Source organism: Exiguobacterium profundum (assembly GCF_042652865.1).
Classification (GTDB): domain Bacteria; phylum Bacillota; class Bacilli; order Exiguobacteriales; family Exiguobacteriaceae; genus Exiguobacterium; species Exiguobacterium profundum.
The window spans coordinates 123,971-136,617 of sequence record NZ_JBHSHG010000001.1; the positions used below are offsets into that span (position 1 = coordinate 123,971).

The following is a 12,647-nucleotide window of genomic DNA, read 5'->3' on the forward strand; positions in this document are numbered from 1 at the left end:
TTGTTTTTTTGTTAGGAAGACATCTTCTCTGTGGAATCTTCCTCGATATGCAATTGATGCTTTCTCGTGTATACAAGAAATGCGCCGGTCATCGCAATCGAACTAATTCCAAACAAGACGACCATGAGCTGAAGTCCAATCAAATCGAGGAAGAATCCTGTCACGAGAAGGACGACTTGGAAGATGATCCGGTCGAGCATGTTTCGGAACGAGAAGAAACGACCGTGATATTCTTTTGGCATCCGTGTTTGGAAAATCGTGACCGCCGTCGGGAAGAAACATCCGACCGAGAAGCCGAAGAGAACGAACGCAGCAATGGACATGAACGGGATGTCCGCAAAATAGAGCATCAGTTGGGCGACACCGATTAAAAACGAGAACGAGAATAAAATCGAGAACGCCGAGAATTTTTCTCCGATCCGTTTAATCATAAAGGCACCTGTCATGAAGGCGAGTCCCTCTGCCGTATAAATCCATCCTTTAATCGCCGTCGAATCTTGCAACTCACTGATATTGATGACGAGCAAGTTGAATCCTCCGATGAAGAGGAGCGGGATGAGCGTCATGACGAGTGTCATGAAGATGACGGGAATCGATTTGATGATTGGGAAGACGTCTTTGAAACCGCTCGACGCTTTCGCATCGACCTTTTTCGCCGAGGGCGTTTTCGTCTCATCGAGTTTCAAGAAGAGCGTCGCGACCGCTAGCAACAGGTAGGCGACGAGCGAGAGCGCGTAGACGTTACGGAGCGAGATCAGTGTCAAAAGGACACCTGCAATCGCCGTCCCGATGACACGCGACAAGGTAGACACATTCATATGAACGCCGTTCAAGGCAAGAAGCTCCCGTTCCTTCACGATGAGCGGAATCGCTGCCTGGAGGGCAGGGAAATAAAAAGCGGCCGATCCCTGTAAGATAATCAAGAAGATGACCATCCACACGACCGAATTCGTCTCGATGGCGACGAACATGAAGATCACGCTGAACGCCCGGACGATGCTCGAGATGAGCATGATGTTTTTCTTAGAACCTTGGTCGGTCAAGCGACCCGCGAGCGGACCGATGGCGACCCCGGCAAGTAAGCCGATGGCGAGAATGACCGCCTTCACAAAGTCAGAGGGGACACGGTCTTGCATAAATTCCAAGTTCCCGATGATGCCGAGCCATAGACCAAGACCGGCGACGAATTCGCCCGTCAAGATGATCCAGACGTTCCGATTTTTCCACATAAATGTATTCCTCGATTCTTATCTGTTGATAATAATTATGCTTGAGAATGATTCATTTAGCCACAAAAAAGAAGCCGAACGTCGGCTTCTTCATCAATCAAAAATCAAATATCACAGTTGTCGTCGGTGCACGTCGCGCCGTTCGAAAGGACTTGAATCGTCGGATTGTTCTCAGACCAGACTTTTTCGAGCACTTGCGTGAACGCTTCCGTCGGCTGAGCACCAGACACCCCATATTTGTTGTCGAATACGAAGAACGGGACACCAGTGATGCCGAGGTCGCTCGCGCGTTTTTCTTCTGCACGTACGTCTTCCGTATACACGTCAGTCGTCAAGACGTCACGCACGGCGTCACGATCGAGTCCGACGCTTGTCGCGATTTCAAGCAGCACATCGTGGTTCCCGATGTGTTTCGCGTCGACGAAATACGCCTGCAGCAACGCTTCCGACAATTCTTTTTCTTTCCCGACCGTTTTCGCGTAATGTGTCAAACGATGCGAGTCGAGCGTACCCGTCACGACCATGTTCTCAAAATCGTAATCGAGTCCGACTTCGCGGGCCTGTGCAGCGACTTGTGCTGTCGTTCCTTTTGCCTGTTCAATCGGCATCCGATATTTCGTTGCGAGTGCCTCATAGATGGTACGTGAATCATTCGTCGGGGCGTTCGGGTCGAGCTCGAAACTCTTGAATTCGACTTCCACTTGATCCGCCTGTGGGAACTGTTCGAGCGCCTCTTCTAGACGACGCTTACCGATATAACAAAACGGGCAGACATAATCTGACCATACTTCAATTTTCATGATGAATCCCTCCTGTCCTTAGTGTAGGAAATCTTGAATTCAAAGTACAGGAAACGGCTCATGAAAAAAAGCCCTCCACGAGGAGGACTTAAAAGACGTACCAGAACACACAGACGAAGTGGGCGAAGCTTCCGAACAAGATGAACAGATGGAACACCTCATGGAAGCCCCAGCCGCGCCAGTTGACGAATTTTGGCTTGAACCCGTAAATGAGTCCACCAATGGTATACATGACGCCCCCGAGTACGAGCCAGAAGATGCCGGCGTTGCCAATCACTTCATGGAGCGGTCCGATAAAGAAGACGGATAGCCAGCCCATTCCGATATAGAGCGCGGTCGACAAGAAACGCGGGGCATGGAACCAAACGAGTTTGAAGACAATGCCGAACAAGGCGAGTGCGTGTACGGTACCGAAGAGGACCCACCGCGTCGGTCCCTCGAGAGCGAGTAACGTGAGTGGCGCGTATGTACCCGCAATCAATGCGTAAATCATCGCATGATCGATTCTCCGGAAGAAAGCGATGACGTTCGGCGAGGCGATGATGCTATGGTAAAGACCGGACGATAAATAGAGAAAGACGAGGCTGATCCCAAATAGAATCGCTGCCATAATCGCGAGTGGCGAGCCAAGTAGTGAGGCTTTGACGACCATGGCAATCAGCGCGATGAAAGCGAGTACCGCGCCGGCGAGATGCGTCAACGCGTTAATCGGTTCTCGGAAAATCGAATTCATGTAAAACACTCCTTATCACATCATGTAGTATCGATAACTACATGATATACTGAAAAGGGACAAACAGCAAGGTATACCTTTCGACAAGTCGCAGTTTTCATTATACTGAAGAGGTGAGGTGAGACAGATGAAAGCAAAACAGATTACCGAGACGGAAGGGACGCTTCCGAGAGAAGTGTTACCGACAATCGATTTATACATGGATCAGGTCATCCAATTGTTCGAGCAACATTATGACAAGATGAAGCGGAACGAAGATGAGACTATTTTGACGAAGACGATGATCAACAACTATGCGAAGGGTAAGTTGTTCCATCCTGTCAAAAATAAGAAGTATACGAATGAACATCTGATGTTGCTCAGTTTGATTTATGAGATGAAAGGCCTTCTGTCAATCAGTGACATCAAGGGGACACTCCGCCCTTTGAACGAGTCGGACGAGACGTTTTCACTTGAGGACTTCTACGAGGCGTATCAGGCGCAGAAAGTGAAGAATTTAGAAGCGTTCGAAGTTCAGGCGGACACGCTTTTGAATGCATCGGTCGAAAAAGAGAATGGTATCCAGCGGTCGCTCGCTATTGCGTCTGCCGTTCACATGAGCCACTTGTATCAGCGATTGGCCGAGCAGTTAATTGATGAGAACTAAAACAACTCCTCCGAAGACAAATCGTCTGCGGAGGAGTTGTTTTTAGTTATTGATGTATTTTTCGTAAACCGTACCGAAGTCTTTACGGTTCCATTCATGATAGTGACGTTGTAGCCAATCGAACGATTGCTCGATCAATTCCTTGAACGTGTTCGGGACGTTCATGTCACCTTCACGGAGTCCGCTCAAAATCGACACCGAATGTGTGAGCGACGTATTCGCATACTCCATCATGCGACGCCCTTCTCGCTGAATCTCTTCAATCGCAAGGAGTGCCTTGTACAAATCTTTCACGTGCTCGATTTGCTTCTTGTTGATATCGATTGAGTATGGCTTGTCGCCGATTGTGAATTTGACTTCGACATCGAGGTCGACGGTGCCGGCTGTCTCGAACATGACGTGCTTAATCGGATAGTGTGCGTAAGGGTAACGATACAGAACTCGTTTCGAACTCATCGCGCTCGTCCCGTCGAGGTGAATCATTCCTAAGTTTGTAAAGCAGTACTCATCCGATTTTGATTTGATCAAGAAGTAGATCTTTTCGTTATCCTCATGGAGGACGTAATCATCCGAGTCCGCCTTATCGAAATCGGACGGGTCGATCACCTCACCGATGTCGCTGAAGCCAGTCAAATCAGAAGCTAGTTTTTTGAACATGTCATTCACTCCTCAGTAATGGATTTTATGCATCTCTTTCGGGTCGGACCCGGTCCGCTCGTCACGATTGAGCGCATCGATGGCCGCCATCTCTTCTTTCGTCAACGTGAAGTCGAATACCTGTATGTTTTCTTTGATTCGACTCGGTGTGACCGATTTTGGAATCACAGCGACTCCGTTCTGTAAATGCCAACGCAAGATGACTTGAGCCGGTGACTTGCCGTGAGCGTTCGCAATCTTGACAATCGTCTCATCTTCGAGCGCTTCGCGTCCTTTCATGAGTGGACTCCACGCTTGAATTTGGATGTCATATCGTTTGCAGAATGCAATCAGTTCTTTCTGAGACAAATATGGATGGATCTCGACCTGGTTCACGGCCGGGACAATCGAGCAAGATTGAATGATTTGTTCCAAATGCTCGATCTCAAAGTTCGAGACGCCGATTGCTCGGACGCGTCCTTCTTCATACAACTGTTCGAGTGCTTTGTACGTTTCGACGAACTTGCCAAAACGGGGCATCGGCCAGTGGATGAGGAACAAGTCGACATACTCGAGACCGAGCCGGTCAAGACTATCCTGGAACGCTTGGAGCGCCTCATCAAATCCGTGGAACTCGTTCCAAAGCTTTGTCGTCACAAAGACGTCCTCCCGTGGGATGCCTGCTTCACGAAGCGCTTGTCCGACACTCTCTTCATTTTGATAAATCGCAGCCGTATCGATCAATCGATAGTCTGCATCGAGCGCAGCTTTGACTGTATCGACCGTCACCGCACCATCTTCGACCTTATAGACACCGAGACCGAGCATCGGCATCTTGACGTCATTATTCAACGTCGTCCATTCCATAAAAAATCCCTCCCTCTCGTCTATAACGTTACCGAAATTTTGGATGAAGGGAAAGGAAAAACTACAGACGGATGCTTTCCCCGTGCGCCTTGATCACAATTTGGTCACGGTCGAGTTTTGCGGCCGCGACGAGACGATGATACGGTTCCTCGACAGGCTCATAAGAAAGGACGAACGTGTCCCAATGCATCGGGAAGAAACGCTTCGCTCCACTCTCTTTGTACATCATCCAAGCCTGTTCCGGAGTACAGTGCGCTTCCTGGAACGAGTCCGGTTGATAGGCACCGATGGGGAAAAAGGCGAGGTCGATCGGTTCACGATCGGCGAGTCCTTTGAAGGAGTCGGTGTACGCCGTGTCTCCTGCGAAGAGCATACGAATCCCTTTGTATTTGAGCAGGTACCCGTTGTACCCCATATGTTTGTCCCACGGGAAACGGTTGCCCCAATGCTTGACGGGAATGGCGCGGACATCGAGCCCGTTCGCAAGTGTCACTTTGTCATGTGGATGCAGTTCGAGCGTCTGCAGACTTGGGTATCGGCGCAACAGGCGGCTCGTCCCAGGAGCAGAGACGACAATCGTCTCGCGAGTGATGAGTCGCTTCAAACTTTTATGGTCAAAGTGGTCCATATGGGCATGGCTGAGTAGGATGACATCGACCGGGCCGACCTCCTCAATGGAGAGGGCCGGAGCGGTGTGACGTTTCATGCCGACTGTCAGCGGTCCGAGATGGACACCGATTCGTTTTGAGAAGACGGGGTCTGTTAAAATCTTGAGCCCATACCAATGAATGAGGACCGTCGAATGCCCGATCCACGTCGCCTGCACATGCGTCTCATCAATAGTTGTCAGTTCTGGACGTTCCGGCCATTTAAAGCGGGGACGGGGGAGACGACGTTTGAATCGTGTATAGAGAAACGTTCCGACGCTCGCCAAGACGGCACTCGGAACGAGGATGCGTCGACGCATCATGCATCACCTCACTGTTCGAATATATTGTCATCATATCGCGAGGACAGATGCACCGCATCCGCCTAAAGGAGTAGAAAAAATGGGAGATTGTGGGGTGCACTCTTGCGAATCCGCTTTCAATTTGATAAGGTGGCAGTAACTTAGGAAAGAGAGGTATACCGTGCCATGAAAAATACACGTTCACTCCAACGATGAGACGAATCATCACTGTTCGCTTGAACAGTCACGGGTGAAGTGTGTCCATTTTTTCAAATACGGGAAGCGCTCGTTTTCCTCTTTGAACGGATTCCTTCACACCACCGCTTTGAAGCGGATGGTGTTTTTTGTTTCATCGCGTATCGGATTCATAAGCGAGGTGAAACAGATGTTAGCAGTAAAACAAGTCCGGTTTGACTATGACCGGAAACCATTATTTGACGCGGTCTCGTTCGAGGTCGCGGCTGGAGAGCGTGCCGTATTATTCGGACTGAACGGGAGCGGGAAGACGACGCTCTTCCGACTCGTGACCGGGGAGTTGACCCCTCAAGCCGGGAAGATTGAACGTCAAGGAGAGGTCGGACTCGTCCGGCAGACAATCGAGTCGACAGATATGACCGTACTTGAGTGGACGATGCGCAGTGAACCTGAACGATATGCGCTCTATGAAGATGTATCTTCTGGTGACGAGATGCGTGTCATGCGCTCCTATGAACGGGCACTCGAGCTCGATGTTTATAAGTTGGAACAAGAGGCGACAAGAGCATTGACTCGACTTGGGCTGGAGGAGCACCTCTTCCGAAACATTAACGAGCTAAGCGGAGGCGAGAAGACGCGAGCTCAGCTTTCGACACTGACGATGAAGCGGGTGGACCTCGTCCTGCTCGACGAACCGACGAACCATCTGGATTTCGAGTCGATTGACTGGCTGACGAAGTGGTTAAACCAGTTCAAGGGGACGGTGCTCATCATCTCACACGACCGTCAACTGATGGACGATGTCGCAACGACCATTCTTGAACTGTCAGATGGCCGGGTCACACGATATCAGGGAAACTATACGGCGTATAAACATCAAAAAGAAGAAGAACGCGTGCGTGACGAGCGAGCACATGCTCGATACGAGAACCGAAAGGCAGAACTTCTCGAGATGATTGCCCAATATAAAGGGTGGCACTTAAAGGCGAAAGCGACAGCGAGTGTCCGCAGTCCGGGAGCGCAAAAGGGAGCGGCCAATCTCGCAGTCAAAATGAAGGCGAGAGAACAGAAGTTAAGGCAGCTCGAAGACAATCGTCCACAAAAACCAAAAGAGGAGAAACCCATCTCCGTCCGTTTTGCGGCGGATGAGCTCGAAGCGAAGACGTGGCTGACGTGTGAGGATGTGACGTTTGGATACGACAAGCCGTTCTATGAACCGTTTTCCTTCTCGATGAATAAAGGAGAGCGGATCTCGATTACCGGACCGAACGGAAGCGGAAAAACGACATTATTAAACGTGCTAATCGGTGAGCGAGTACCACACTCGGGTGTGATCAAGCGACATCCTCGTCTGAAAATCGGATATTTCTCACAAACGCTCGAGCGTCTTCCGGAGACCGGGACGTTACTTGAGGCGTTACTCGCCAATAGTGAGATCGGAGAGACGGAGGCGCGGACGTTGCTCGCTCACTTCTTGTTCCGGCGAGATGAAGTGCACCGACCGATTACCGAGGCGAGCATGGGGGAAAAGTGTCGAATCGCGTTTCTCATCTTGTACTTCTCGGATGCCCATCTGTTGGCATTAGATGAACCGACGAACTATTTAGATGTGGCGACACGCGAACAAATCGAGGCGGCGTTGTCTGTCTATCCGGGTGGATTATTGTTGATTTCCCACGACCGCTACTTTCATCGTCTGACTTCGCGCACGATTGAATTAGGAGAGCACATTGTCATACGTGAGAACGATGAGCGCGATGAACCGGTCGATGTCGAACAAATGGTCAGAACGATGGACGAATTGACAAAAGATGAATTGAAATTTTTTGATGAAGCAGGAAACCTCCTACCATTTGACGAAACGAGTGAAATGAATCGAATCGAGTAGGAGTGAAGAACATGAATGGAGGAAGATTGTCGCGTGCGACGACGCGGAAGCGTAAACGCGTGTTCCGTATAACGACGGCATTGGCATTAATGCTCGCCTTGGTCGGGATCATCGCGTTCGCGGCACTGATTGACAAGAAACAGGACTCGGCTTTACCGGAATCTGATGAGATTGCCACGGAAATGGTTGACTCCGAGTCGGAACAACCGGCTGATGCTGATGCTGAGACGGAATCAGCAGATAAGATTTATATCGGGCAACCGTATACGAAAGTATACGCGGATGACCGGGTCACGGTCGTTTATGAAGCCGACTTGGGTGATCGATTTGAACGGTTGGAGACGGTAAGTGGATTTGTGAAAGTGCAGTTGAACGAGCGATTGACGGGCTGGGTAACGGAAGAGAGTGTGACGACAGAGGCGACAGCTTTATCGGATGACGAGGTGATTGCCGCTTGGCAACAAGTCGTCCCGAACGCTTCGGAGTCCGTCCTCGACTGGATTGGGAAAGATCTCGAAACCGTCCGTGCGGAGCTTGGCAGTCCTTCTGCCGTTCAACGTGACCAAGTGAACGAGTATCATTTCTATGATGGATTCTTCCTCATGGTCCGGGACCAAAAAGTACGGGCCGTGGATTGGGACAAGCAAGCCATCGCGACACCAGACGTACAACCGACTCGCGAACAAGCGACCGGAATTTGGTTCGAGGGTGAGACGGTCCAATTGAAACTGTTCCCTTATAGCGGCGTCATGCGTGTCCGACTGGAGCAAAAATGAGACAAAGCGGGAGAGTTCATTCTCCCGTTTTTTTTATTGTTTTTCATTCAAATGAACGTTTGAATGTTTGGTTAAAATGGAATAAGATAAACAGTAGAAGGAGGAGTCAGTTATGGGACATCATCATGATCACGACCACCATCACCATCATTCGACGAATCAGCGGGCGCTCTTACTCGCCTTTCTCTTGATTGCGGCGTTCATGGTCGTCGAAGTGATCGGCGGACTATGGACGAACAGTTTGGCGCTATTATCGGATGCGGGTCATATGCTAGGAGATGCGGCTGCGTTAGGACTCAGTTTTCTCGCTGTCCGATTTGGGGCGAAAGCGGCGACACCGAACCGGACGTTCGGGTATCGACGTTTCGAGATTTTAGCGGCATTTATTAACGGGCTGACACTACTCGTCATCTCGGTCTATATTCTTGTCGAGGCATACCAACGAATCAGCGCGCCACCAGAAATTCTAAGTGGTGGGATGCTTGTCGTCGCCATCATCGGGCTACTCGTCAACATCCTTGCCGCCTGGATTTTAATGCGCGGGGAGAAAGATAATTTGAACGTGAAGAGTGCGTTGTTGCACGTATTCGGAGATTTGCTCGGCTCGGTCGGAGCCATCACGGCAGCAATCCTCATCATGTTGTTCGGATGGACGTGGGCGGACCCGGTCGCGAGCGCCTTTGTTGCGATTTTGATTTTAATCAGTGGTTATCGTGTGACGCGTGACGCCATTCATATCTTGATGGAAGGGTCGCCGGAACAGATTGACGTCCGGGCGATGCAAGAAGAGATTGCTAAAGTTGACGGGGTGAAAGAAGTGCACGACTTGCATGTCTGGTCCATCTCGTCGAGCGAACATGCGGCTACTTGTCACGTTTTAATTGGAGAAGAGACGGATGATCAAGACGTCTTGAGACAAGTGACGGAACGAATCCGGAAATACGGGACGTTCGAACGTTCGACGGTCCAGATTGAACGGGAACGACAATGTTGTGAAGAACGAATCATCTGGTAAGAAAAACGGACACTCGCTTGAGTGTCCGTTATTTTCCGTTCACATCGATCACGACAATCTCTGGTGGATTGTAAATACGTGGAATGTTGAAGCTGTAATTGAATCCCCGTCCAATCACATGGGTGAACGTCTCATGCTCATAGAGTCCGCCGGCGTATTCAGGAAAGAATCCTTGGTCAGGTGCGAATAATCCGTTCATCAAATAAGGGATTCTCACTTGCCCGCCATGAGCATGTCCGGACAAGACGAGGTCGAATGGAAGTTTAGCATACGTATCGACTTGTTCGGCACGGTGCGAAAGAAGTACCTTGAACGTCTCATCGGGGGCGATGTCCTGCATCGCCGCAGTCGACTCCGCATCCCAATCCGTATAAATATTTTCTCTGAACCCACGAAGAGGATCTTCTAGCCCGCCGATGACGAGGTCGATTCCATTGATGGTGACCGTCTCCCATTCGTCTTCGAGAACGTTGACACCGTATGAGCGAAACACGTCTTTCACATTGTGACGGACATAGTCATCCGATCCATCGATTTCATGGTTGCCGGTCACGAAATACATCGGCGCAATCCCTTCAAGCCCTTCGATTAGTTCGAAGGCGGGTTCAGGTGAACGATATCGGTCGAGTAAATCGCCCGGTAAAGCGATGAGGTCCGGTTTCTGTGCACGAACCTGGTCGATCAAAATCGACTGTTTATAACCGTATGAGGCGCTGTGTAAGTCGGAGAGGAGCACGATGCGGAGTGACTCATCTGCTGACAGTTTATCGGACGTCACGTCATACGTCCGGACGGTCAACCCATTGTACGTCGCCGTGAACAACAAAATGCCGAGTGCAACAAAAAGAAGAGTCGATTTATGTTTCTTCATCAGTGCTCCCTCCTTCCTTAATCGTGTCTTTAATCTTACTCCGATAGGCAGGGTTAAGCAAAAAAAATCCCGCTCCTACGAGCGGGATGGAAGATTATGCTGCTTTCGCTGTCAATTTGACGTCGACATTGCCGCGCGTCGCTTTTGAATAAGGGCACACTTGGTGTGCTTCTTCAACGAGACGTTCTGCTGTTGCTTGGTCAACACCTTTGATTTCGACTTCAAGTTCAACTGAAATGAAGAAACCTTCATCGTTTTGGTTTAATGTGACGTGACCTGTGACGCTTGAACCGTCTGTCTTCACACGTTCTTTTCCGATGATGAGGTTGAGGGCACTACCGAAGCAAGCCGCATAGCCAGCTGCGAAAAGTTGTTCTGGGTTTGTCGCACCGTCGACGTGTTTCGCGCCAGGCATCGAGACGTTCATGTCGATGACGCCGTCAGTTGATTTCACGTGACCTTCGCGGCCACCGATTGCTGTTGCTGATGCTGTGAATAGTGATTTCATGATTGAATTCCTCCATTTCGTTTTTAACAATTAAGTTGTGCACAATTTAAATTATAGAGCAGTCAAAAAGTTTCGCAAGTGATATGCTTGGCTAAAGAAGAGTAGGGAGGATTAAGTATGGACCAATCGTTAAAGTTAGAACATCAAATCTGTTTTCAATTGTATACCGCCTCAAAAGAGCTTACCCGGTTATATCGCCCAATTTTAGCACCGCTAAACCTGACGTATAGTCAATATCTCGTGATGCTTGTCTTATGGGAAGAGGATGGAATCGATTTGCGACAACTCGGATCGCGGTTGACCCTCGACTCTGGGACATTGTCGCCGCTCGTCAAACGGCTCATCCAAATCGGCTATGTGGAGAAAAGTCGTGCGACGGACGACGAACGAAAAATCATCGTTCGTTTGACCGAAAGCGGTAGCGCGTTGCGTGAGCAGGCGGCGAATGTACCGCTACAAGTAAGTGGTATGCTGAATATAGACGAAGCGACGTATGTCGCATACATGGAGATGCTTACCGATATCAAGACGAGACTACACGATTTCGGGGAGCGTCAGCGCGAGCAGTAAGGAAGGAGGAGCCATGTTTCGAAAATTGATCATCCTCTTGATGGGGATTGGACTTTATATGGCTTGGCAATATGAGATGCCGAACGTCTCTGCCCCGACGAGCATTCAGGTTGAGTCTGAGGTGGCGACCGAACGAGCGACAGACGCGCCAAAGTTCGCAAGTCAGTATGCCGGGCATGACTGGTATTTGGTCGAACGTGGCGGTGACCGCGGACTTGAACTGATTGATGAGGACGGTGCGAAAAAAGGATTCTATCAGTTCGAGACAGGCAGCACGTATCGAGGTCTCGTACTGAATGAAACGACCCGTGATCAAGTCGAGGACATCGGCTTCGAGGCGGTGACTTCGTATAATAAAGGATTGAATCGATACTTGATTCCGGACGATCCATCGTTTTCCGTTTTTGCAATCGATGGTCAGTATGTCACTTTCTTTTTTGACCAGCATGATGATGACCTCCTGAAAGGGATCTTGTCGGTCGACCGCCGTGTCGAAGAGGCGAGTGAGGGGTACTATGGTGATTTGTCGAAAGAGGGAACGGTCGCCAATGAGCAGTTGATGCGCATCCTCATGAACTGGGACCGTGAAAAGTTTGAATTGAACGCTTTAGCCGACTATGAACCGCTCTATCCGGTCGTACGGGCGCATAGTCAGAACATGGCGGAGAACGACTTCTTCAGCCATACGGACCCAGAAGGACAAGACCCGTTCGATCGAATGGACGAAGCGGGACTTTCGTATTCGATGGCCGGCGAAAACTTGGCCATGGGACAGATGAGCGTGTTCCATGCGCATTGGGGACTCATGAACTCGAAAGGGCATCGTGAGAACATCATGCAGCCGCGCTTCACCCATGCTGCCGTCGGGCTCGCTTACAACGACGACGGTAGTCCTTTCTATACAATTAATTTCATCACACCACGTTAAAAGAACGCGCTAATGACGAATTTAGCGCGTTCTTTC

General features: G+C 49.9%; 14 protein-coding genes. 6 read left to right on the forward strand and 8 right to left on the reverse strand.

The window, feature by feature from the left end:
• Positions 1-11: 11 nt before the first annotated feature.
• From ACFO4U_RS00660 to trhA, 3 genes are all read right to left on the reverse strand, one after another.
• Positions 12-1,229: an MFS transporter gene (locus ACFO4U_RS00660; protein WP_215244140.1), complete on the reverse strand. Its 1,218-nt coding sequence runs from the start codon at positions 1,227-1,229 to the stop codon at positions 12-14.
• A gap of 104 nt (positions 1,230-1,333) precedes the next feature.
• On the reverse strand, positions 1,334-2,029 hold the full coding sequence (locus tag ACFO4U_RS00665; RefSeq protein WP_211781551.1) for a DsbA family oxidoreductase: 696 nt from the start codon (positions 2,027-2,029) through the stop codon (positions 1,334-1,336).
• Positions 2,030-2,117: 88 nt separating this feature from the next.
• A complete protein-coding gene (gene trhA / locus ACFO4U_RS00670; RefSeq protein ID WP_214691198.1) occupies positions 2,118-2,762 on the reverse strand; it encodes a PAQR family membrane homeostasis protein TrhA in 645 nt (214 codons plus the stop codon).
• A gap of 127 nt (positions 2,763-2,889) precedes the next feature.
• Here trhA and ACFO4U_RS00675 point away from each other — a divergent pair, with 127 nt between their 5' ends.
• Positions 2,890-3,408: a DUF1836 domain-containing protein gene (locus ACFO4U_RS00675; protein WP_215244139.1), complete on the forward strand. Its 519-nt coding sequence runs from the start codon at positions 2,890-2,892 to the stop codon at positions 3,406-3,408.
• Positions 3,409-3,450: 42 nt separating this feature from the next.
• Here ACFO4U_RS00675 and ACFO4U_RS00680 read toward each other — a convergent pair whose 3' ends face one another.
• From ACFO4U_RS00680 to ACFO4U_RS00690, 3 genes are all read right to left on the reverse strand, one after another.
• Positions 3,451-4,065, reverse strand: coding sequence for a PH domain-containing protein (locus ACFO4U_RS00680; RefSeq protein ID WP_215244138.1), 615 nt, complete (start codon positions 4,063-4,065; stop codon positions 3,451-3,453).
• Between the two features lie 12 nt (positions 4,066-4,077).
• Positions 4,078-4,911 carry an aldo/keto reductase gene (locus ACFO4U_RS00685; RefSeq protein ID WP_031421296.1) on the reverse strand — a complete coding sequence of 278 codons (834 nt, stop codon included), beginning with the start codon at positions 4,909-4,911 and terminating at the stop codon, positions 4,078-4,080.
• Positions 4,912-4,972: 61 nt separating this feature from the next.
• Complete coding sequence (locus ACFO4U_RS00690; RefSeq protein ID WP_230872783.1) at positions 4,973-5,878, reverse strand: MBL fold metallo-hydrolase; 906 nt, start codon at positions 5,876-5,878, stop codon at positions 4,973-4,975.
• A gap of 367 nt (positions 5,879-6,245) precedes the next feature.
• On the opposite strand from ACFO4U_RS00690, the gene abc-f reads away from it, so the two are divergent.
• From abc-f to ACFO4U_RS00705, 3 genes are all read left to right on the forward strand, one after another.
• Entirely contained in the window at positions 6,246-7,943 is a 1,698-nt protein-coding gene (gene abc-f, locus ACFO4U_RS00695; RefSeq protein ID WP_215244137.1) for a ribosomal protection-like ABC-F family protein, read from the forward strand.
• Between the two features lie 11 nt (positions 7,944-7,954).
• Positions 7,955-8,719, forward strand: coding sequence for a hypothetical protein (locus tag ACFO4U_RS00700; RefSeq protein WP_215244136.1), 765 nt, complete (start codon positions 7,955-7,957; stop codon positions 8,717-8,719).
• Positions 8,720-8,831: 112 nt separating this feature from the next.
• A complete protein-coding gene (locus tag ACFO4U_RS00705; protein ID WP_214691194.1) occupies positions 8,832-9,734 on the forward strand; it encodes a cation diffusion facilitator family transporter in 903 nt (300 codons plus the stop codon).
• 28 nt (positions 9,735-9,762) lie between these two features.
• Here ACFO4U_RS00705 and ACFO4U_RS00710 read toward each other — a convergent pair whose 3' ends face one another.
• Both ACFO4U_RS00710 and ACFO4U_RS00715 read right to left on the reverse strand, forming a co-directional pair.
• Positions 9,763-10,605 (reverse strand): metallophosphoesterase, encoded by an 843-nt coding sequence (locus ACFO4U_RS00710; protein WP_214782369.1) that lies wholly within the window; start codon positions 10,603-10,605, stop codon positions 9,763-9,765.
• A gap of 94 nt (positions 10,606-10,699) precedes the next feature.
• Entirely contained in the window at positions 10,700-11,113 is a 414-nt protein-coding gene (locus ACFO4U_RS00715; protein ID WP_015881037.1) for an organic hydroperoxide resistance protein, read from the reverse strand.
• A gap of 117 nt (positions 11,114-11,230) precedes the next feature.
• Between ACFO4U_RS00715 and ACFO4U_RS00720 the strand changes: the two genes are divergently transcribed.
• Both ACFO4U_RS00720 and ACFO4U_RS00725 read left to right on the forward strand, forming a co-directional pair.
• On the forward strand, positions 11,231-11,683 hold the full coding sequence (locus ACFO4U_RS00720) for a MarR family winged helix-turn-helix transcriptional regulator (RefSeq protein WP_159561931.1): 453 nt from the start codon (positions 11,231-11,233) through the stop codon (positions 11,681-11,683).
• Positions 11,684-11,696: 13 nt separating this feature from the next.
• Complete coding sequence (locus ACFO4U_RS00725) at positions 11,697-12,611, forward strand: CAP domain-containing protein (RefSeq protein ID WP_214737675.1); 915 nt, start codon at positions 11,697-11,699, stop codon at positions 12,609-12,611.
• Positions 12,612-12,647 lie beyond the last annotated feature (36 nt).